Below are 18,905 nucleotides of genomic sequence, written 5' to 3' on the forward strand. Positions count from 1 at the left end.
CTTCGAGTAATCTTCAAATCGGAAGCGTCTTGAAAACGCGGCCACCTCTCGGAACTGATGCCGAAGATAAGCGTCGAGATTCCGGGGGAACTGCTCGAGGACCTCGACGAGCACGTCGGCGACGACGGGAAGTTCGTCAATCGGAGCGACGCGGTGCGCGCGTCGATCCGCAAAACGCTGGACCTGCTCGACGAGATCGACGAACGGCACGGTCGGCTCGAATCCGCCGACTCGCCCGGCGGGGACGAGGGCGACGACCGGTCGGGAGCGGATCGATGAGCGATCACCCGTACGCGGGCGACCCGCTGGACCGGGCGGCGATCGCGCAGGTCGGGCTGGTGGCGCTTTTCGTCACCGCGCTGGCGACCGCGCAGGTGACCGCCGCGAAGGTGCTCGCGCTGCCGCTTCCGGTCGCGCTGCCGGCGGTCGGGCCGGAGATCCTGCTGCCCGGGGCGGCGCTGGCGTACGCGATCACGTTCTTCGCGTCCGACTGTTACGCCGAGCTGTACGGTCGCCGGGCCGCACAGGTCGTCGTCAACGTTGCGTTCGCGATGAACTTCGTCGTGCTCGCGTTAGTGTGGTCGACGCTCGCCGCGCCCGGGATCGACCCGGAGGTGTCGGCCGCGTTCGACACCGCGCTCGGCCCGGCCACCAACGTCGTTATCGGGAGCCTGCTCGCGTACGTCGTCAGCCAGAACTACGACGTCGTCGTGTTTCACGCGATCCGTGACCGGACCGGTCCGGAGCTGCTGTGGCTTCGAAACCTCGCGTCGACGGCGACGAGCCAGATCCTCGATACGGTGATCTTCATCGGCGTCGCGTTCGTCGTCGCGCCCGCCGTCCTCGGGATCGGCATGCCGATGTCCGTCGGCGCGGCCGCCACGCTCGTCGTCGGCCAGTACCTGCTGAAGCTGCTGATCGCCGTCGTCGACACGCCGTTCGTTTATCTCGTCGTGCGCGCCGTCCGGGAGTAGCGGGTTCGCTCGGCGGGCGCTTGCGACGCGAATCGGTCGCGAGACTCCCGCTTGTGGCCTCGAACCCGAGGTCAAAGGTTACTTACACGCCGGGCGGCGAGTGGAACGTAATGAGCAGCGACGCTGAAGAGGCGAGCGAGGACCGCCGGAAGTACGAGTTCCGCAAGGTCATCGAGGAGCTCACGGAGTTCGAGGGCTCCGGTACCCAGCTCGTCACCATCTACATCCCCGAAGATAAACAGATCTCCGACGTGGTCGCCCACGTCACCCAAGAGCACAGCGAGGCGGCCAACATCAAGTCGAAACAGACGCGAACGAACGTCCAGGACGCGCTGACGTCGATCAAGGACCGCCTGCGGTACTACGACACCTATCCGCCCAAGAACGGGATGGTGATCTTCTCCGGGGCCGTCGACGCCGGCGGCGGTCAGACCGACATGGTGACGCGGACGCTGGAGTCGCCGCCCGAGCCCGTCGAGTCGTTCCGCTATCACTGCGACTCGAACTTCCTCACCGATCCGCTCGAACACATGCTTGCGGACTCGGGACTGTTCGGGCTCATCGTGCTCGACCGCCGGGAGGCGAACGTGGGCTGGCTGAAAGGAAAACGCGTCGAGGCGGTCAAATCCGCCTCCTCGCTCGTCCCCGGCAAACAGCGGAAGGGTGGCCAGTCCGCCCAGCGGTTCGCCCGGCTTCGCCTCGAGGCGATCGACAACTTCTATCAGGAGGTCGCGGGGATGGCCAACGACCTGTTCGTCCCGAAGCGGCACGAGCTCGACGGGATCCTCGTCGGCGGACCGTCGCCGACGAAAGACGAGTTCCTCGACGGCGACTACCTCCATCACGAGCTACAGGACAAGGTGTTGGGAAAGTTCGACGTCGCCTACACCGACGAGTCCGGGCTGAAGGATCTCGTCGACGCGGGGAGCGAGGCACTCGCCGATCAGGAGATCGTCGACGACAAACGCCAGATGGAGGAGTTCTTCGAGAACCTCCACACCGGCGAGGAGGCGACCTACGGCTTCGAGCAGACCCGTCGGAATCTGATCATGGGCTCGGTCGACCGGCTGCTCATCTCCGAGGACCTCCGCTCGGACGTCGTCGTGTACGAGTGTCCCGACGGCACCGAGGAGTACGAGGTGGTCGACTCCCGACATTCGACCCCGAGCCACGAGTGCAGCGAGTGTGGCGAGGAAGCCGAGGTACAAAAGCGCGAGGACGTCATCGAACACCTGATGGCGATCGCCGAACAGCGCGGCACGGAGACGAAGTTCATCTCGACCGACTTCGAGAAGGGCGAACAGCTGCTTGACGCGTTCGGCGGCGTCGCCGGGATTCTGCGCTACTCGACCGGCGTATAGCGACCCGCCCACGCGATCGTTTGGATCCCGACGCCGGACATCGACGCGGAGACGTCGCTGTAGCTCACACGGCTCTCACATCGACTCGGAGGCCCCGCTACACCGCGCGAGGATCTCGTCTCTCGCCTCGCGCGCGCAGCTCCGTCGGTTCCGCTGGAAATGCAGCGTGTTCGCGTCGATCGGGTCCGAGAGAAGCCCTGCCGTGTCGTGATCGAAGTCGACCTCCTCGATCTGGATGTAACCGATCGTGATCCCTTTGTCGTACGCCACGCCGCGGATCCGGTCCATCGGAATCGATTTCGATTCGAACCGCGAGCGTCCGTCCCGCTCGACGTGCACGTGGTCATCGTACACGAAGAGATCCCCGTCCTGAAACCCGCAGTCGACGAGCGGCTCGACGTCGATCCCTCCCGGACGATCGGTCGCGTCGGCGTCGTCACTCCCGCCGGTCTCATCCTCGCCGCTTCCGCCTTGCCACGGCCATCGTCCCATCGTCAGTCCCGACACCGAACTCTCCGCGAGCCATCCTGATCAATGTATGGGTGCGTCACCGGAGCGTGGACGCGACGACGACTGCCCCGAGAAGCAGGAACGCGAGCGCAGTCACCGGCTGGCCGCCCGCCGCGAGCACGTACGCCACGTACGTCACGCCGACCGCGGTCCCACCCACGAGTACGGTCACGCCCGCATGGGCGACGACGTTCCGCCGGGTCGAGGCGTCGCGGCCCACCTGCCGGCCGAGCGAAACCCCGTGATCGCCGACGTCCCATGCGACCGCGAGCGCGGCGGCCGCGACGAGCAGCGGCTCGGGAGCCGCACCCAGATACCCCGCGACGCCGAGACCGACGACGCCAGCCCCGGCGCTCCACGACAGCACGCGATGTGACCCGCGGAGCGTCCCGAGCACGAGTCCGACGGCGGCGACGCCGACGAGCGCGCCACCCGTCGGCTCGGCGAGGAACCCGGCCGAGAGCGCGACACCCCCGGCGATCGCGGCCGCGACGACCGACGACACCGGCGGTCGATCGTCCCGCTCGGCACGGCGAGCGTGGTCGTGGTCCTCGCGACGCGTGCGTCCGACCCCGCTCATCGCGACCACCGTCGCTTCGCGGCTGCGGCCGCGACCGGAAACGACCGGTCGCCCCACTCGACGGTTCGAATCCCGGCTTGCCGAAGCTCGCGGACGCGCTCGCTTCGTTCGCGTGCAACGAGCGAGCGGCCCGGGGTGTCGGTCGCCGTCGGGTTCGGCGAGAGCGCCGTGACGAGATGATCGTGCGCGTCGATACGGCGGGCGAGCGCCACCGCGTACCGGTCGACGAGCGGCGTGAGAAACAGCACCTGCGCGTCCGCCGATAATCGCCGCCTGAACCGCCGAAACCACGACGACGGATGGAACCGGTCGTCGCTCGGAGTCGGCGCGAGCGCCGGGGCCGTCGCCAGCGTGTCGCGTCCGCGAGCGGCGTGATCCGTGCCCGACCCGGGCGGGAGCCAGCAGTCACGCGGCCCGAGCGCCGCGATCCCCACGCGGTCGCCAGATGACAGCAGCGCCGAGAACGTCCGCCCCGCGGCGTCGACGGCGCTCTCAACGGCCGTGTCGGCGTCCGGGTCCGGGGCGACGTACGCCGACTCCCGCGCGTCGATCAGGAGCACGACCGTCGCGGCGCGCTCCTCCCTATGCTCGGTCGTCGCCAGCTCTCCGGTTCGAGCCCGGCGATTCCAGTCGACCCGTCTGAGCGGGTCTCCGTGGCGATACTCCCTCGTCGCGTGGAACTCCACGCCGTCGCCGCCGATGGCGGTCGGAACGCGACCGTGGTACTGCGTGGTCAGGCCGCGAAGCGGCAGGTCGCCACCCGCCGAAAGCGACGGCGTACACGAAAGCCGGATGTCGACTGCGGCATCAACCGCCGTCTCGCGCTCGCGCGACCCGGACGCGTTCCGGGTGATCACCCGTACTGGCTCCCAGTCGTGGGTGCCGCGGGTCGCCCGTACGGCGTATGAGAACGTCGCACTCGCGCCCGGTTCGAGCGCCGTCGCCGCGCGGGCCGGCCCATCGACGACGTCGAGTCCGGGCGGAACACCATCGACGAGTCGGACGTCCGGTAGGAACGCCTCGCCGACGTTGCGGACGGTGACAGTTACGACGACGCGTTCGCCCGGATCCGCCGTTTCGTCAGTCAGCCGTCGCTCCGCATGGAGCGTCGCCTCCGGCGCCTCCCCCGCCCGTGCGTACAGCCCGTACCCGACGCCGACCGCACCGACGAGCACCGGGGCCGGCTGACGCGCAACGACGCCCACGCCGACGAGGAGCAGCGTCACGCCGATCACTCCGATCCATCTCCCGGTGTCGAATGCGGTAAGCGGTCGCCGATCGCTTGCCCCGTCGTCGGTCATCGTCGTCCTCGATCCTCGGTCATCGTCGTCCTCGATCCTCGGTCATCGTCGTCCTCGATCCTCGGTCATCGTCGTCCTCGATCCTCGGTCATCGTCGTCCTCGATCCTCGGTCATCCTCACCCACGCCCGTCGCGAACCCGTCGGTCGCATCGGACGGTTGGCCCCCATCGAGCCGTCCCGTCGCATCGATCCGTTCGAGTTCCGCTATCGTGGCCACAAGCCCGCGCTCGAACGGTGAGCGCCCGAGTAGCGCCGCGCGGAGTCGAACCCCGACGGGGTAGGCGGCGTCGTTCGCGAGAAACGCGGCGGCGGTTCGGTCGTTCGTCCATCCACCGGTCTCCGCGAGTTTCACAGCGCGGTCGTGGGAGACGTCGTGAGCGCGTGCAATCGCCGGAATCGCCACGTCGTGTACCCGTCCACGGAGTCGACTTCGGGCCCCGTGTCGGCGACCTGCCGATCCGGACACGCGATCGATCAGGTCGTCGACGTCCGCGCCGGGAACCGTCGCGCGCCGTCGACGCTCCGGCTCGCCGGGATCGAGGGTCGTCCGGTCGCGGTTCCGGCGCGCGCTCGCGTACCGTATTCCCTGGACTACGGCAAGAAAGCCAACGAGCGTGACCGCGATCTCGGAAAGGTCGATCGCGCCGGCGAACCCGTGCTCGAGCACGATGACGAAGCCGGCAAGCGTCGTTACAACCCCGATCGCCGTGAGCGGACGCATCACGCATCACCTCCGTGGGCAGCCTCGATCCGGCGAAGCGCCTCGACCGCCGCCCGTTCCCGCTCGTCGGTCGGCTCGGAGTCGCCGTATCGTACCTCCTCGAAGACGGCCGTCAGGCGGTCGACCGGCTCGGGGTCGACGCCGGCGTCGATCGCCGCCGCGGCGAACTCCCCGGGCGTCGACGACGCGGGGCGTTCCACGTCGAGCACCGCGGTCATCTCCCGCCACGCACGGTACACTTCGTTGTTGGCCTCCGCCGTCTCGATCCGGTCGGCCGCCTCGCCGGCGGTCCGCGCGAGCTCCTGCAGATCCGGCTCGTCGGACGCGTCCATCCCCGAATCGCCGGCGTCCGTCGCCGAAGCCTCGTCGTCGCCGCGCGTCGCGAGGAGCACGAGGAGGCTCCCGATCACCGCCACGGCGACGACGAGGAGAAAAAGCGCCTCCGGCGTTGAGACCGCGGCACCGTCACCCCCGATGCCGCCGCGCTCGCCGGCGAGCGCGAGGCGTCCGTCGCCGTCACCACCCGTTCCGATCGCGATCCGCGTCTCGAACGCGCTATCGACACAGGTCGACAGGAGATACCAGACGCCGACCACCGGCAGTCCGACGGCTCCGGCGACGACGAGTGCGGCCAGCCAGGCCCCGGTGTCGCGGTACGCGAGTCCGCCGACGAGCATAATGATCCCGACGAGAATCGCTACTGCCGGCGGCTCGCGGAGCGCCGGATAGCAGACGCCGGACAAAGAGAGGCGTGACTCCTGGGCGGCCGCCTCGCCGGGAGCGCTCACCGCGGTGTCGTCGCTCGCGCCGATCGGTCCGTCGCCGCCGGCGCCGCCGATCCCGCCGCCGTCGGCCGTGACGGCCGAGTCGAGCGTCGCGGCCGCAACGCCGAGTGCGACGACCACGAGGAGGGCGAGGAAGGCTGTCGCGAGGGTCTCCCGCTGCACGCGTCGAGGATGCGCGCCGCCGAGTGAATAGCTTTCGGCGAGCGGAGGGCTGACGCGGTCTACTCGTCGTCAGTTCCGACGACCATCACGGGACAGGACGCACCCCGCTGGAGACGGACCGGGAGCGTCTCGGGGTTGACCAGCCGGTCGAGTCCCGTCCGGCGGGCCGACCCGACGATGATCACGTCCGCGTCGTGAGTCTCGGCGAAGTCGATCGCCTCCTCGTGAGCGGTCCCGTATCTGAACCACTTCTCGACGTCGACGCCGGCGCGCTCGCCGCGTGTCTCGGCCGCCTCGACGGCGGTCTCGCCGGTGCGCTCGCGCCGCTCCACGGCCATGTCCCAGTGTTCGGTGGTGTCGACGACGTACAAAGCGTCGACGGTTGCGCCGTGGGCCGCCGCGAGATCGATGCCCGCCGCAACCGCTACCCGCCCCGTCGCCTCGCCGTCCGTCACGACCAGCACGCGGTCGAACAGCTCCGCGGTGTCGACCGGCGCGCTCTCCGACGTACCGTTCCCGCGGGCAGCCGTCCGCTCGTCGGCGAGCGTACTCGGTTGTAGCGCCGGTTCGTGGTCGTCGGAATGAATGTCTGCTGACATGATTTTTGTCCTCGACAGGTCGTCGAATCGGCCGTTTCGGCCGTTCTCGTTCCGTCTACCCCCAAATTACACGCACTACTACTTAACAATTTTTGACAGGATAGACGATTATCATTATCTATCCTCTTTCACTACCTTGGTAGCGGTTTTTGATCGACATAAGCTGATCTATCGTTTGAGAATTCGTCTAATTCGTGTAGAGAAACAACACAGATAGTCCGGCGTCACTCCCGCTCGTCGTCTCCGGAACGAAGGAGCTCGACCCCGTCCGTGGCGACGGGTGTCGGCTCGTAGCCGCGTCGCCCCGACACGTCGGTCTCGTCGATCAGACCGGCAGCGCGGAACTCGGCGAGTCGTCCGTGCAGATCGGACTCACACAGCTCCGTTTCGTCAAGGAGACGAGTTACCGAGAGCGGCCCCGCATCGACGAGAACGACGAGCAGGCCGAGCGACCGATCGTCGTGGACGGCACGAAGCACCCGCCGGACGGAGGCGGGGACGCCCTCCGCCGCGGTGGCGAGCGCTGTCGTGCCGTCGACGACCGTCAGCTCCGCGTTGTCCACGTACCGTTCCGCACCGGTATGGGGGTCGCGAACACGGCTCGACTCCTCGGAGCGCTTCACGAGGAGGTACGTTCCGCCGTCCGCGTCACGAACCGTCTGCATGCTACGGACCAGGCTGTCACGACGGATTACGCTTCCGGGGCGTCCGTGCCGTGCGGCTCGGAGCCCTCCGTCGAGTTCTCGGTCGCGTCGCGCGACCGGTCCCACGCACGATACGTCTGATACGTGCGGAAGCCGGCGAGGAGACCACCGACGAGCAGCACCGGCCCGACCCGTGACCACCCTTCGAAGAACCAGACCATCGGACCGAGCGCGACCAAAAGTAGCGCGGCGTTCGCATATATCACGCAGGTGATGAACGCTCGAAGGGTGTCCCGGTCGACCTCGGACGCCGACTCGAAGTTACCGTTCTCCTCGAACGTTTTGACGGCGGGGGCTTTCGGGATCTCCGGCGTCAGTTCGCGCTCCGCGGCGGACTGCTCGCCGATGGAGATCTCGCCGTCGTCGTCCTCGTCGAACGGATTCACGACGCGACGTAAGTGGTCACGGAGCAAAGCAATTGCGACCGAACGCCGCGGTGGGCGACGGCTGTCGCTCGATCGACGTCCGAACTGTCCGGCAGGTCAGGTCGCGTCGGTGAGCCGTATCGTCCGGCTGGCCTCGACCCACGCGAGGGGGTTCGCAGCGTCGAATATCACCACGTTCCCGTCGTCCTCGTACACCTCCACCTCCGCGTCGCGGTTGCCCGAACGGTACGGTCCGTCGTCCGCGTGTGGATTCGAGGTCACGGAGTGTGGTACGATGTACCATAATAAATGCCTTTCCGTCCCGCGAGTCATTGCCGGTCCCGAACGCTCGAGTCCAGAACGCGTCTCCGAGCGAACGCCGAACTTTTTACCGGGGTGCGCCGAAGGAGACGCATGAACCAGTCGGGTCTCACGGATTTCTCATCTACCGACGCCGCGGACGATGGCGACGGTGTCTCGCGCGGGGACGTGGCTGCCGAGGAGGCGCGCGTCGTCGCGGGCAACGGTCGGGGACGCGTCAGCGACGTCGTCGATCTCGAGGACGCGAAGTTCCCCGAGTCCACCGGCACCGTCGAGCTGATGATCACCCAGATCGACTACGCCGTCGAAGGGTACGGCAGCGACGAGTACCCGGTCGTCCACGTGTTCGGCCGCCGCCCCGCGGAGGACGGGCAGGACGACACGTCCCACGACGTGCAGGAACACGTCCGCGTGCTCGGCGTCGAGCCGTACTTTTACGTGCCGACCGCCGATCTCGACGCCGATCCCGTCGAGGAGTACGACGTCGTCATCGGAACTCGCGAGACGGACCGCGACGGGGAGCCGTACGAAAGCATTCGCGGCGAACCCCTCACCCGGATCATCACCCGAACGCCCCGCGACGTCGGGAACATCCGCGACGACTTCGCGACAACCTTCGAGGCGGACATCCTCTTTCCGAACCGGTTTCTGATCGACAACGGGATCAACGGCGGCATTCGCGTCGAGGAGCGCCGTCTCGACGACGATCAGGGGACGATACAGGTCCACGAGGGGCATCTCGAACCCGCCAACGTCGACGCCGAGTTACGCGTGAACACGTTCGACATCGAGGTCGACGACCGCCGCGGCTTCCCCGAGGACGGCGAGGAGCCGATCATCTGTCTCACCAGCCACGACTCCTACGACGACGAGTACGTGGTCTGGCTGTACGAAGCGCCCGACGCCGAGATGCCGCCCCCGCAGGACCTACCCGACTACGAGCGACTGGTCGTCGACGACGAGGCGGACGGCGAGGCGCTCGACTTCCGCGTCGAGACGTTCTCGGAGGAGGCCGCGATGTTGGACGCGTTCGTCGAGTATGTCGACGACACCGACCCGGATCTCTTTACGGGGTGGAACTGTCTGCCGGCGGATACTCACATTCTCAAAGGGGACGGGACCGAACAACGGATCGAGGACGTGTCCGTCGGAGACGAGGTGATAGGGAACGACAAACAGCAGACGACGACCGCGACGGTCACGAACAAGTGGGAAAGCGAGAAGGATATTCTCAGATACAAGCTCGCGGACGGAACGGATCTCCGCAGTTCAGCGGATCATCGTGTGATGGTTGGTGACGATGATCAGGTCGACTGGAAGGAGGGGAGCGAGATCGAGGTCGGAGACTACTTCCTCAAACCGCGGAAATTGAACGTTGATTCGGATCGTGTCCCAACCCTCAGTGACCTCGTCCCGGCCGAATGCCAGCGATTCAGGAGTAAAGAAGCGATCAAATCGTTCAAATCCGAACTTCCTTCCGGTGCCGTTTCAGAACTCGCGGAGGTGTTCGGTCTCGCCACAGGAACCTTATATCACCCGAAAACAGATGTCTGGACTCCGGAGCGCTGCCAGGTTGCGTCTGATCGGTACGACGTTGCGCTCCCTGACGGCGGGAGGGAGTACCGCCGCACGCGGAACGACCTTGACAGGGAACTTACCGAACACGAACTGTATCTCGCGGGACTAGTTCTTACCGACGGGACGATGTCGTCCGACGACGGGATTCGTTTCTACAACACGCGCGAGGAGCTACACGAACAGTTCCCCGGTGAGCCGCATCTGGAACCCGACGGAAAAGGATGCTACAAACAGAACGTACTGGACTACGCCCGGATGTACGCGTTCAACGGGCTCGGGATCCCGTTCGGCGACAAAAACGGGGGAGAAGTCGATCTCTCCACGGTTTTCGAACTGCCAGAATCGCATATAGAACGGTTCCTGGCTGGAGTCATCGACGGGAACGGGAACGTCTCGTCGTCGGTGACCGTTGCCGCCGAAAATCGATCTATCGGGGAATGGTACGTGAAGCTATTCCGCCGGCTTGGCATCTACGCAGAACAGCGTGAGAACGTGGTTCGGATCCCGGACACAGAGCGTGAGATCCAGCGACTCAGGGATCGGGTCCTCCCGCATCTCTCTCATTCAAAAAAGCGAGAGGCGCTGAAAGCGCTGGACGGCGGAAAAAGTGGACGGAGCGAGAACATCCCGTACGCGCTCTTTGAGGCGGACACGGGCAGTGACGAGAAACGGATCGGCCGGGACAAACACCGCCGAGGAATCAATCTCAAACGGCACGAAACGACTCTCGACGAGTGGTCGGAGTACGTGTTTGTGGAGGTTGAGGATGTGGAGCGTGTCGGCACGGAGACGACCTACGACATCGAGACGACCACGCACAATTTCTTCGCAGATGATTGCCTCGTTCACAACTGTGAGGACTTCGACGTCCCGTACTTTCTCGACCGGATGGAAGAACTTGATCCGGGAAGCGAGTATGATCTCTCGGTCGACCGGTTCTCCCGGATCGGCGAGGTGTGGCGCTCGGGGTGGGGTGGCCCCGACATCAAGGGACGGGTCGTCTTCGACCTGCTGTACGCGTACAAGCGGACGATGTTCACGGAGCTCGAGTCGTACCGGCTCGACGCAGTCGGCGAGCGCGAGCTCGGGGCCGGAAAGGAGCGATACGCGGGCGATATCGGCGATCTGTGGGAGCAGGACCCGGAGCGACTGCTGGAGTACAGCATCCGCGACGTCGAGCTCTGCGTCGAGATCGACCGGAAACAGGACGTGATCGCGTTCTGGGACGAGGTTCGGACGTTCGTCGGCTGCAAGCTCGAGGATGCACCGACCCCGGGCGACACCGTCGACATGTACGTGCTCCACAAGGCGTTCGGCAAGTTCGCGCTCCCGACGAAAGGCCAACAGGAGTCCGAGGAGTTCGAGGGCGGAGCCGTCTTCGAGCCGATCACGGGCGTCAAGGAGATGGTGACGGTACAGGACCTGAAGTGTTTCAGTGCCGACACGGACGTGGCGACGCCGGACGGTCTCGAGCGGATATCCGACCTGGAGGTCGGAGACCCCGTCTACACGCTGAACCCGGAGACGTTCGAGTGTGAGATCAAGCCGGTCGAGGAGACGCACACGTACGAGAACCGGTACGGCCAACTGCACCACGTCAGCGGGAACACACACGATTTCAAAGTGACCGAGAACCACCGGTTCCTGCTCTCGAAAACGCGTGGCTGGGACGAACTCGACCCGTCCGATTTCGCGTTCAGCGAGTATCGCGACGTCCCGGAGAACGAACGGTTCGCGTTTCCCATCCACGAGCCGATGGCCGGATCGAAACGCGACCGGTTCGACCTGGTCGATGCAGTCGAGGACGGACACGTGGCCGTGTACGCTCACGACGGGTTGACCGGATTCCGCGCGGCGATGCCGGCGGGAGTCGAGTCCGACCTCGATCGAGCGGTCGGAACGTCACGCCTCGCAGCGACTGACGGAAAGACCGGTAAATATCTGATTCCGGTCGAGGCGTATCGACGGAACCGGGAACGGATCGAGGAGCACGCGGACGAGACGTATCTCAAGTACGAACGTGGCCACGCCGAGATGCCGCTCTCGTTCGCGATGGACGACTGGCTGGAGCTGATCGGCTGGTTCGTTACCGAGGGGAGTTTCAGTCGCGACGTTCCCGGATTGGTGGTACACCAGCAGGACCCCGACGGGCGGGAAGCGATCCGCGATCTCCTCGATCGCATGGGGTTGAACTACGCGAGCGACGACGCGCGATTCCAGATCTCGAACCGGTATCTCCACGATTGGTTCCGGGATAACTGCGGAGACGGGTTCGCCGAGAAGCGGCTACCTGAATGGGTCTTCGAACTCGACGCGGAGCATCTCCGCACGCTACTCGAAACGGTGATCGCGGGGGACGGTAGTCGGGCACAAAGCGGGCTCGGAAAGTTCTGGACGAAGAGCGACCAGTTGAAAACGGACGTCGTTCGTCTCGGGATCCGCTGTGGCGAGAAGCCGACGGTGACCGAACAGTCGGACGGCACGTGGTACGTCTCGATAGGGAAACGGGGATCGATGAAGAAGGCGAACGCGACGACCGAATCGCACGACGGACAGGTACACTGCATCACCGCGCGAGAGAACCACGCCATACTCGCCGGGCGCAACGGACATCTGCAGTGGGTCGGTCAATCCCTCTACCCCATGTGCATGGTGACGATCAACGCGGGGCCGGAGACGAAAGTCGATCCGGAGACGTACGACGGCGAGACGTACGTCGCACCCAACGGGACGCACTTCCGGAAAGAGCCGGACGGGATCATGCGCGAGATGGTCGATGAACTGCTCTCCGAACGCGAGGACAAGAAGGCGCTCCGGAACGAACACGATCCCGGCACGGAGGCGTACGACCAGTACGACAGACAGCAGGGGGCTGTCAAGGTTATTATGAACTGTTTCACCCCGGACACCGAGGTCGTGACACCCTCCGGGGTGCGGTCGATCACGGACCTCGCGGTCGGCGACGAGGTGTACTCGCTGGATCCCGAAACGGAGGAGATGGAGGTCAAACGCGTCGAGGAGACGCATGCGTATCCGGAGTATCGCGGCGAGATCGTCGATATCGAGACATCGAAGATCGACTTCCGAGTCACCCCGAATCACCGACTGCTCGTTCGGAAGAACGAGACGAACGGGATCACCGAGGACGGATACGAGTTCGTCGAAGCGGGAAACCTCGATCGAGCGACGAACTACGAGCTCCCACACGACTGGGACGGCCCTGACGGAGAGCGGATCGACGAAGTGGATCTGACCGAACTGATCGATGGAGAGTACGAGGTGTGGGTTCGGCCGGACGTACACGGGCACACGTTTACGGCCGAACTCGGCTGGACTCCACGTCGCGTTCCGAAAGCCGATCTCGGGCAGACTGGATACGTGTTCACGGCGGCGGAGTTCGAGGAGCACCGCGAGTACGTCGAGTCGGTGTGTGAGACGAGCTTCATTCACCGTGAATCCGGTCGAAAGTGGATCCCACGGACCTACGACGGGGACGACTTCCTCGAACTGCTCGCGTGGTATATTACGGAAGGAAACGTGTACACGTCCGAGACGAAGTCATTCGGTGACAACCTTCGGGACTCGGCGACCACGGTGAAGATCGCACAGGAGGCCGTGGCGGACGGGGGAGACACCGACCACGCGACGGTCGGTGAACTTCTCGATCGGATGAGATTGGACTACTACGTCGACGAGCGCAGCTACCAGTTTACGTCGAAACTGCTTGGGGATCTCCTCCGAGACTACTGTGGCGACGGGAGCTTCGAGAAGCGAATTCCCGATCTCGTTTTCGAGGCGACGGAAACACAAAAACGAGCGTTCTTGGAACTGCTGATCGACGGCGACGGTGACCGCCAGATCGGATCGTGGCGATACACGACATCGAGCGACGAATTGCGGGACGACGTACTCCGCCTGTGTTCGCATCTCGGAATAACCGCGAGTTACAACCACGACAGCGGGAGCTGGCGGATTTACGTCACGGAAAACGCGAAAAACACGCTTCGGATGCACCGGAGCAGCTCGCGAAGCGAGGCCGAAGACGGCGTCTACTGCGTGACCGTCGCGGACAATCACACGCTCCTCGCGGGACGGAACGGAAAGTTCCAGTTTGTCGGTCAGTCGTTGTACGGCGTAACGGGATGGGATCGATTCCGACTCTACGATAAAGAGGGTGCAGCGGCCGTCACGGCGACCGGTCGGGAAGTCATCGACTTCACCGAGACGGCCGCGAACGAACTGGGTCACGACGTCGCGTACGGGGACAGCGTCACCGGCGATAGACCCATCGTCGTTCGCGATCCGAACGGGATCGTTCGCATCGTTCCGATCGCCGACCTCTTCGAGGGTGCGGACGTGACCTCGGATGAGAATATCGTTATCACCGCGGACGGTGGACCGGTCGCCTCGGCGTCGACCGACAAGGAGCGGCGCTCCGTGGACGGATGGGACGCGCTGTCGATGGCCGGAAGCGGCGAGGTCGAGTGGCAACCGATCGAGCAGGTGATCCGGCACGAGACGGATAAGCCGGTGGTCAATCTGCGGCACAAGTTCGGCGAGTCGACGACGACGCGGGATCACTCGTACGTCGTCGAGGACGGCGACGAACTGGTTGAGGCAACGCCGGAGAACGTCGAGCAACCACTGCGTGTTCCCGGACTTCCCGAAGTCGAATCGGTCGAAACGATCGACGTATATGAGGTTTTGAACGGGTACACGCGCGAGTATGAGGACGGTCGGAGCGTCGGCAGCGAGAACGCGGAGACGAAAGTCAAACGCGTCCACGCGAACGACGACTGGGTCTGGTTCGGTCACACGCATCACGACACGACAGAAAAGCCGGTCAAGGTACGACGGCACATCGAACTCAACTCCGAGGACGGACGAGCGCTCGTACGATTGCTCGCTGCGTACGTAACCGAGGGGAGTGCGTCAACGATCGAGACGACGGAAAAGCGGTTCGGAGCGAGCATCGGCGAATCGAGAGCGGAGTGGCTGGAGGGAATTCGTGAGGACTATCTCCGCCTCTTCGATGGGGCGACGGCAAGCATCATTCGATCGGATACGTCCGAAACCCGGACCGTCGAATACGAAACCGACGACGGCACCCGTTCGGCAACATACGACGACGAGACGCAGAAACTCCAGATGATGAACGAGTTGTCGGCCGTGTTCTTCCGTGAGTTCGCTGGCCAGACGTCGCGCGGGAAACACATCCCGGGATTCGTATTCAACCTTCCGAGCGAGCTTCAGCAGATCTTCGTTGACGTGCTCGTCGAAGGCGACGGATCACGAGAGTTTCCGCGGTACAGGACGGAGTACTGTGAACGAAACTTCGACTTCGAGACGACCAGCCGCGAGCTCGCCGCCGGTCTCTCGACGTTGCTGACCCAGCGTGGACGGAAACACTCCCTGAAATACAGGGACGGAAAGGGGAGCTACACGATCCGTACGTGTGATTTCTATCGGAGCGGTCGCGACCCGGTCGTCAACGAGGTCGACCACGACGGATACGTGTATGATCTGAGCGTCGCCGAGAACGAGAACTTCGTCGACGGCGTCGGCGGAATCGTTCTTCACAACACCGACTCGGTGATGTTGTCGCTTGGGCAGGGAGTGGACAAACGACAGGCGATCGAGACCTCCTTCGAGATCGAGGACCACATCAACGAGCGCTACGACGACTTCGCTCGCGAGGAGTTGAACGCGGAGTTCCACCGCTTTCAGATCGAGTTCGAGAAGCTCTATCGACGCTTCTTCCAGGCGGGCAAGAAGAAGCGGTACGCGGGGCACATCATCTGGAAGGAGGGCAACGACGTCGACGACATCGACATCACCGGCTTCGAGTACAAGCGGTCGGACATCGCCGGGATCACGAAGGAGGTCCAACAGCACGTCATCGAGACGATCGTGACCGGTGACGACATCGACGAGGATCTCGAGGAGATAAAGACGTACCTCTCCGAGGTGATCGAGGAGTTCCTCGCGGGCGAGATGGACGTCGAGGAGGTCGGGATCCCGGGCGGGATCGGCAAGCGCCTCGACGCCTACGAGACGCCGACCGCGCAGGTCCGGGGCGCGAAGTACGCGAATCTCCTGCTCGGGACGAACTTCGGGAGCGGCTCGAAGCCGAAGCGGCTCTATATAAAAAAGGTGCATCCGGATTTCTGGGAGCGAATGGAGGCCGAAAAGGGACTCGATCCGCAGCGTGATCCCCTGTACGGCGAGTTCAAGCGGGATCCGGACGTGATCTGTTTCGAGTACGCCGACCAAGTCCCCGAGGAGTTCGAGGTCGACTGGGAGAAGATGCTCGAGAAGACCCTGAAAGGGCCGATCGCCCGGGTCATCGAATCGCTCGGTATGAGCTGGGAAGAGGTCAAAACGGGCCAAGAGCAGACTGGGCTCGGCTCGTTCATGTGATATTACTAACGCGGTTTTTCATAGTCAAAACTTTTCTTTCAACATTGGCGCGTTTGCACGGGTGATTCCGTAACCATTAACCGGCCGAACCCCTTCTCGACGGGTACGAGGAATCAGACCACATATGGCAACTCTCGAGATCAACAACCTCCACGCACAGGTGGCGGAAGAGGGCGGTGAACGGATCCTTCGTGGTGTCGACCTTGAAGTCGAGACCGGCGAGATCCACGCGCTGATGGGACCGAACGGCTCCGGGAAGTCGACGCTCGCGAAAGTGATCGCTGGCCATCCGGCGTACGAGGTCACGGACGGCGAAGTGCTGCTCCACCTCGACGAGGAGGACGTGGCCGACGTCGACGAGGAGCTCGACGACGAGGACTACCACTGGGAGCTGCTCGACCTGGAGCCGAACGAGCGCGCCGCGCTCGGCATCTTCCTCGGCTTCCAGTATCCCGCGGAGATCGAAGGCGTCACGATGACGAGCTTCCTCCGACAGGCGCTCAACGCCAAAGCGGAGGAGCGCGAGGAGCTGTTCGAGGAGGACGACGACGAGGAAACGGAAGCGGACGACGAGGGGTACGACACCTCGCCGATGGAAGGACCGGCCGACGACGGTGAGATCGGCGTCGCCGAGTTCCAGGAGCTGCTCAAATCGAAGATGGAGCTCCTCGATATGGACGAGAAGTTCATGCAGCGGTATCTCAACGCCGGCTTCTCCGGCGGGGAGAAAAAACAGAACGAGGTGCTGCAGGCCGCGATGCTGGAGCCCGCCATCGCCGTGCTCGACGAGATCGACTCCGGGCTGGACATCGACCGACTGCAGGACGTCTCCAACGGGATCAACGCGCTTCGCGACGAGCAGGGCACGGGGATCCTCCAGATCACCCACTACCAGCGCATTCTCGAGTACGTCGAGCCGGACTACGTCCACGTGATGCTCGACGGCGAGGTCGTCAAAAGCGGCGGTGCCGAACTGGCCGAGGAGCTCGAGGACGCCGGGTACGACTGGGTCCGCGAGGAGGCGTTCGAGGCGGCGTAATCGGATATGATTACTGATCACACATAAACCCCCAGAAACGTAAACCAACACTATGAGTTCAGAGCAAGACCACCTGAAAGAGACGAACACCGAGGCCCGGTTCGAGTTCAAAAAGGAGGAGAAATCCGCCTTCAAAGCCGATAAGGGGCTGACCGAGGAGACGATCCGGGTCATCTCCGAGGACAAAAACGAGCCCGAGTGGATGCTCGAGCGGCGCCTCCGCGCGCTCGAGCAGTTCAACGCCATGCCGATGCCGACCGACTGGCCGGAGGCTCCCGACATCTCCGAGGTCGACGTCAACGAGATCATCCCGTACATCCGCCCCGACGTCGACGTCCGCGCGGGCGTCGACGACTGGACCGAGCTCCCCGACGAGATCAAAGACACCTTCGACAAACTCGGCATCCCCGAAGCCGAAAAGAACGCCCTCTCCGGCGTCGGTGCTCAGTACGAGTCCGAGGTCGTCTATCAGAACATGCAGGAGCGCTGGGAGGAGAAAGGCGTCATCTTCTGTAACATGGACAAGGCGGTCCAAGAGCACGAAGAGCTCGTCAAAGAGCACTTCATGACGAAGTGTGTTCCGCCGAGCGACAACAAGTTCGCCGCGCTCCACGGCGCGATCTGGTCGGGCGGCTCGTTCGTCTACGTCCCCGAAAACACCACCGTCGACATGCCCGTCCAGGCGTACTTCCGGATGAACTCCGAAGGGATGGGCCAGTTCGAACACACCCTCATCATCGCCGAGGACGGCGCCGAAGTCCACTACATCGAGGGCTGCTCGGCACCCAAATACTCCGCGTTCAACCTCCACGCCGGCGGCGTCGAAGTGTTCGTCGGCGAGGACGCACACGTCCAGTACTCCACCGTCCAAAACTGGTCGAAAAACACCTACAACCTCAACACCAAACGCGCCATCGCCGAAAAGAACGGCCGCATGGAGTGGATCTCCGGCTCGATGGGCTCGAAAGCCACCATGCTGTACCCCTCGACGATCCTCAAAGGCCGCGGTGCCTCCGACAACCACATCACCATCGCCTTCGCGGGCGAAGGGCAAGACATCGACACCGGCGCGAAAGTGTACCACAACGCGCCCAACACCAAATCCACGATCGAATCGAAATCGATCGCCAAAGACGGCGGCCGCACGAACTACCGCGGGCTAGTCCACATCGCCGACGGCGCCGAAAACTCCTCGACCGCAGTCGAGTGTGACGCGCTCATGTTCGACAACGAGTCGACGTCCGACACCATGCCGTACATGGAGATCAACGAGTCGAAAGTCGACGTCGCACACGAAGCCACCGTCGGCAAAATCGGCGACGAGGACATCTTCTACCTCCAGTCCCGCGGCCTCGACGACGACGACGCCAAACAGATGATCGTCTCCGGCTTCATCGAACCCATCACCGAAGAACTCCCCATCGAATACGCCGTCGAACTCAACCGACTCGTCGAACTCGAAATGGAAGGGTCGCTTGGATAAC

At 64.1% G+C, this 18,905-nt stretch carries 15 protein-coding genes and 1 pseudogene; 7 read left to right on the forward strand and 9 right to left on the reverse strand.

Going from position 1 to position 18,905, the window contains the following annotated elements; genetic code table 11:
• The first annotated feature begins 57 nt into the window (after positions 1–57).
• From ACYQ0R_RS11560 to prf1, 3 genes are all read left to right on the forward strand, one after another.
• On the forward strand, positions 58–279 hold the full coding sequence (locus ACYQ0R_RS11560; RefSeq protein ID WP_459823878.1) for a ribbon-helix-helix domain-containing protein: 222 nt from the start codon (positions 58–60) through the stop codon (positions 277–279).
• Positions 276–974: a queuosine precursor transporter gene (locus ACYQ0R_RS11565; RefSeq protein ID WP_459823880.1), complete on the forward strand. Its 699-nt coding sequence runs from the start codon at positions 276–278 to the stop codon at positions 972–974. The genes ACYQ0R_RS11560 and ACYQ0R_RS11565 overlap by 4 nt, the downstream gene beginning before the upstream one ends.
• Positions 975–1,084: 110 nt before the next feature.
• Complete coding sequence (gene prf1 / locus ACYQ0R_RS11570) at positions 1,085–2,335, forward strand: peptide chain release factor aRF-1 (RefSeq protein ID WP_459823882.1); 1,251 nt, start codon at positions 1,085–1,087, stop codon at positions 2,333–2,335.
• Between the two features lie 75 nt (positions 2,336–2,410).
• On the opposite strand, the gene ACYQ0R_RS11575 is transcribed toward prf1, so the two are convergent.
• From ACYQ0R_RS11575 to ACYQ0R_RS11615, 9 genes are all read right to left on the reverse strand, one after another.
• Entirely contained in the window at positions 2,411–2,827 is a 417-nt protein-coding gene (locus ACYQ0R_RS11575) for a hypothetical protein (RefSeq protein ID WP_459823884.1), read from the reverse strand.
• 55 nt (positions 2,828–2,882) lie between these two features.
• Positions 2,883–3,425, reverse strand: coding sequence for a DUF7519 family protein (locus ACYQ0R_RS11580; RefSeq protein ID WP_459823886.1), 543 nt, complete (start codon positions 3,423–3,425; stop codon positions 2,883–2,885).
• The gene (locus tag ACYQ0R_RS11585; protein WP_459823888.1) at positions 3,422–4,726 is read right to left on the reverse strand and encodes a DUF58 domain-containing protein; all 1,305 of its coding nucleotides are present in this window, start codon (positions 4,724–4,726) and stop codon (positions 3,422–3,424) included. The genes ACYQ0R_RS11580 and ACYQ0R_RS11585 overlap by 4 nt, the downstream gene beginning before the upstream one ends.
• Positions 4,727–4,791: 65 nt before the next feature.
• Positions 4,792–5,448 (reverse strand): DUF7269 family protein, encoded by a 657-nt coding sequence (locus ACYQ0R_RS11590; protein WP_459823890.1) that lies wholly within the window; start codon positions 5,446–5,448, stop codon positions 4,792–4,794.
• Entirely contained in the window at positions 5,448–6,395 is a 948-nt protein-coding gene (locus ACYQ0R_RS11595) for a DUF4129 domain-containing protein (protein WP_459823893.1), read from the reverse strand. The genes ACYQ0R_RS11590 and ACYQ0R_RS11595 overlap by 1 nt, the downstream gene beginning before the upstream one ends.
• Before the next feature lie 59 nt (positions 6,396–6,454).
• Positions 6,455–6,994, reverse strand: coding sequence for a universal stress protein (locus ACYQ0R_RS11600; protein WP_459823896.1), 540 nt, complete (start codon positions 6,992–6,994; stop codon positions 6,455–6,457).
• A 224-nt stretch (positions 6,995–7,218) separates the two neighbouring features.
• Complete coding sequence (locus ACYQ0R_RS11605; RefSeq protein WP_459823898.1) at positions 7,219–7,659, reverse strand: DUF7346 family protein; 441 nt, start codon at positions 7,657–7,659, stop codon at positions 7,219–7,221.
• Between the two features lie 26 nt (positions 7,660–7,685).
• Positions 7,686–8,084 carry a DUF7322 domain-containing protein gene (locus ACYQ0R_RS11610; protein WP_459823900.1) on the reverse strand — a complete coding sequence of 133 codons (399 nt, stop codon included), beginning with the start codon at positions 8,082–8,084 and terminating at the stop codon, positions 7,686–7,688.
• Between the two features lie 96 nt (positions 8,085–8,180).
• Positions 8,181–8,345, reverse strand: coding sequence for a DUF7331 family protein (locus tag ACYQ0R_RS11615; RefSeq protein ID WP_459823902.1), 165 nt, complete (start codon positions 8,343–8,345; stop codon positions 8,181–8,183).
• Positions 8,346–8,663: 318 nt separating this feature from the next.
• On the opposite strand from ACYQ0R_RS11615, the pseudogene ACYQ0R_RS11620 reads away from it, so the two are divergent.
• From ACYQ0R_RS11620 to sufB, 4 genes and pseudogenes are all read left to right on the forward strand, one after another.
• Positions 8,664–9,452: pseudogene (locus ACYQ0R_RS11620) on the forward strand (3'-5' exonuclease); the annotation flags it as partial.
• 90 nt (positions 9,453–9,542) lie between these two features.
• Positions 9,543–16,382, forward strand: coding sequence for a DNA polymerase domain-containing protein (locus ACYQ0R_RS11625; protein WP_459825752.1), 6,840 nt, complete (start codon positions 9,543–9,545; stop codon positions 16,380–16,382).
• A 124-nt stretch (positions 16,383–16,506) separates the two neighbouring features.
• Positions 16,507–17,421: a Fe-S cluster assembly ATPase SufC gene (gene sufC / locus ACYQ0R_RS11630; RefSeq protein WP_459823905.1), complete on the forward strand. Its 915-nt coding sequence runs from the start codon at positions 16,507–16,509 to the stop codon at positions 17,419–17,421.
• A 52-nt stretch (positions 17,422–17,473) separates the two neighbouring features.
• The gene (sufB, locus tag ACYQ0R_RS11635; RefSeq protein WP_459823908.1) at positions 17,474–18,904 is read left to right on the forward strand and encodes a Fe-S cluster assembly protein SufB; all 1,431 of its coding nucleotides are present in this window, start codon (positions 17,474–17,476) and stop codon (positions 18,902–18,904) included.
• Position 18,905: the final 1 nt, after the last annotated feature.

Source organism: Halorubrum luteum, assembly GCF_054652935.1.